Here is a 1736-nt window from a genome sequence, read left to right as displayed (position 1 = left end):
GGGAGTTTCAGCGTCTCGTCGCCGGGCGCCCTGCCGCCGGCACCCTGCGCGGGGCGCAGGGCCGGGCGCTTCGTGGAGGGCGGCGGCTCGTCTTCAGCGCCCAGGGGCGGCCCGGGGCGCATGGCCGCGCGGCGGCCGGTGGGCACGGGGGGTTCGTCGTCTCCGAGCGCCGGCCCGGAGAAGTCCTCGATGACCTTCACGCGGGGGTTGCGCCCGGCGCGCGCGGAGGAAGGGCCCTCCGCCCCACCCTGCGCTCCAGCCGGACGGCGGTGCTTCTGGAGGACGCCGGGCGGCGCGTCCCAGCCCTGCTCCAGGGGCCCCGCGTGCGAAGGGTCGGTGCTCCGCGCTTCGCTCGCGGGTTCGGACTCCGGAGCGGGTTCGTCGTCCGCTGGTGCGGCGTCTCTGTCCGACGCGTAGTCCTGGGGACGGAAGGCCTCGAAGCCGGGGGCGGCCTCCTGCGTCTCCGCGGACGCCTCCTGCTCCGTGGGCGCCCGGCTGTACGGCGCGCGCTGGACGATGGACGCCTCGTGATCCTCGGCGTGCAGGTCCTCCATCTCCGCGCCGGAGACGGGCTCCAGTTGGAAGGGCTCCACGAACGGCGGGGCCCCGGGGGCGGCGAGGCTCACCTCGTTGGGGAACAGCTCCGACACGAAGCGCCCCACCTCCTCCGCGCCGGGCAGGCCGCCGCCCGCGGAGAGGAAGTTGCGCAGGGCCTGGGCGAACTCGCCGCACGAGCGGAAGCGCCGCTGCGGCGCGGGGTCCAACGCGCGCATGATCGCGGGGTCCAACCGCGAGTTGATCCGCCGGTCCAACCGGCTGGGCGGGGGCAGCGACTCGCGGCGGGTGCTCACGCCGCTGCCGGGAACCACGGGCTCGCGCAACGTGAGCAGCTCGTAGGCGATGGCCCCCAGCGAGTACACGTCGGACGCCTCCGTGGCCTCCTCCCCGCGAGTGACCTCCGGCGCGCGGTACGTGCCGCGTCCCCGGTGCGCGAACGTGCGCTTGAGCTGGGGCACGGACAGGAGCGCCTGGAGCGCGCCGAAGTCGCAGATGGCCGGGAAGCCGTCGCGGGACAACAGCACGTTGCCGGGGGTGATGGCGCCGTGGACGACGCCCGCGTCGTGCGCGAGCTGCACGGTGTCCAGGAGCTGGATGACGATGGAGAGCGCCACCGTGGGCGGCAGCAGCACCTCCTTCGTGTTGAGGCGCTGGAGCGCGACGCCCAGCGTGAAGCCATCCACGTCCTCGCGCACCACGGCGAGCCGCTGCTTCACGAAGCCCACGTCCACGACGTGGAGGAGTCCCGGGTGGCGCACGGGCTGTAGCCGCCGCACCGTCTCCGCCAGCTCGCGGGCATAGGCGGGGTCGGAGGTGCGCGGCAGGAAGAGCTTCACCGCGACGGGGATGGAGGGCAGCAGCACGGCTTCGTACAGCTCCGCCAGGTCCCCTGCCTCCGTGCGGCCGGTGAGCCGGTACGTCCCGCTCATCGGGGCTTCCGGGGCGTCTTGGGCCCGGTGGCGCGGCGGCGGGACACGGCGGCGAACATGAAGCCGCACCAGACGCACGACTCACCGCGCCGTCCCCGGGGCAGCTCCAGGGTGCAGCCGGGGCAGCGGGGCCGGGGCCGGGCGGTGCGGACGGTGGCGGCGGAGACGCTGGCGCGGGTGCGGACGGGGGGCGGCTTGCGAGCCTCCAGGCTGTCTCTTATACACCTCTCCGAGCCCACGAGACATGCG

The 1736-nt window shown here is 74.9% G+C and carries 2 protein-coding genes; both read right to left on the bottom strand.

From position 1 onward, the window contains the following. The coding region (locus D7W81_RS41145; protein WP_147445838.1) for a serine/threonine-protein kinase at positions 1-1487 on the bottom strand (1487 nt) is incomplete at its 3' end. Continuing rightward, positions 1484-1736: hypothetical protein (locus D7W81_RS42715; protein ID WP_120560738.1), on the bottom strand; the 253-nt coding region annotated here is incomplete at its 5' end. The genes D7W81_RS42715 and D7W81_RS41145, both read right to left, overlap by 4 nt.

Source organism: Corallococcus aberystwythensis, from assembly GCF_003612165.1.
In the GTDB taxonomy this organism is placed as follows: domain Bacteria; phylum Myxococcota; class Myxococcia; order Myxococcales; family Myxococcaceae; genus Corallococcus; species Corallococcus aberystwythensis.
The sequence above is the reverse complement of the archived record's forward strand: the minus strand, read 5'-3'. Positions and strand labels throughout refer to the sequence as shown.